The 1441-nt window shown below is 53.0% G+C and carries 1 rRNA gene; it reads right to left on the bottom strand.

The window, feature by feature from the left end:
* Positions 1 to 44: 44 nt before the first annotated feature.
* A 23S ribosomal RNA gene (locus BM267_RS16565) occupies positions 45 to 1441 on the bottom strand; the annotation flags it as partial.

Raw genomic sequence — 1441 nt, 5'->3', positions numbered from 1 at the left:
TCAATCAATGTGTCAGGCCATGGCCCAAATTGTTTGGGCGTTATATGGTCAAGCCACACGGGCAATTAGTACTGGTTAGCTCAACGCCTCACAACGCTTACACACCCAGCCTATCAACGTCGTAGTCTTCGACGGCCCTTCAGGGGGATCAAGTCCCCGGTGAGATCTCATCTTGAGGCAAGTTTCCCGCTTAGATGCTTTCAGCGGTTATCTTTTCCGAACGTAGCTACCCGGCAATGCCACTGGCGTGACAACCGGAACACCAGAGGTTCGTCCACTCCGGTCCTCTCGTACTAGGAGCAGCCCCTCTCAAATCTCAAACGTCCACGGCAGATAGGGACCGAACTGTCTCACGACGTTCTAAACCCAGCTCGCGTACCACTTTAAATGGCGAACAGCCATACCCTTGGGACCGGCTTCAGCCCCAGGATGTGATGAGCCGACATCGAGGTGCCAAACACCGCCGTCGATATGAACTCTTGGGCGGTATCAGCCTGTTATCCCCGGAGTACCTTTTATCCGTTGAGCGATGGCCCTTCCATACAGAACCACCGGATCACTAAGACCTACTTTCGTACCTGCTCGACGTGTTGGTCTCGCAGTCAAGCGCGCTTTTGCCTTTATACTCTACGCACGATTTCCGACCGTGCTGAGCGCACCTTCGTACTCCTCCGTTACTCTTTAGGAGGAGACCGCCCCAGTCAAACTACCCACCATACACTGTCCTCGATCCGGATAACGGACCAGAGTTAGAACCTCAAAGTTGCCAGGGTGGTATTTCAAGGTTGGCTCCACGCGAACTGGCGTCCACGCTTCACAGCCTCCCACCTATCCTACACAAGCAAATTCAAAGTCCAGTGCAAAGCTATAGTAAAGGTTCACGGGGTCTTTCCGTCTAGCCGCGGATACACTGCATCTTCACAGCGATTTCAATTTCACTGAGTCTCGGGTGGAGACAGCGCCGCCATCATTACGCCATTCGTGCAGGTCGGAACTTACCCGACAAGGAATTTCGCTACCTTAGGACCGTTATAGTTACGGCCGCCGTTTACCGGGGCTTCGATCAAGAGCTTCGCCGAAGCTAACCCCATCAATTAACCTTCCGGCACCGGGCAGGCGTCACACCCTATACGTCCACTTTCGTGTTTGCAGAGTGCTATGTTTTTAATAAACAGTTGCAGCGGCCTGGTATCTTCGACCAGCCAGAGCTTACGGAGCAAGTCCTTCACCCTAGCCGGCGCACCTTCTCCCGAAGTTACGGTGCCATTTTGCCTAGTTCCTTCACCCGAGTTCTCTCAAGCGCCTTGGTATTCTCTACCTGACCACCTGTGTCGGTTTGGGGTACGATTTCTAGTTACCTGAAGCTTAGAGGCTTTTCCTGGAAGCATGGCATCAACCACTTCGTGTTCTAAAAGAACACTCGTCATCAGTTCTCGGCCTT

Source organism: Halopseudomonas bauzanensis, from assembly GCF_900114735.1.
In the GTDB taxonomy this organism is placed as follows: Bacteria; Pseudomonadota; Gammaproteobacteria; order Pseudomonadales; family Pseudomonadaceae; genus Halopseudomonas; species Halopseudomonas bauzanensis.
The sequence above is the reverse complement of the archived record's forward strand: the minus strand, read 5'-3'. Positions and strand labels throughout refer to the sequence as shown.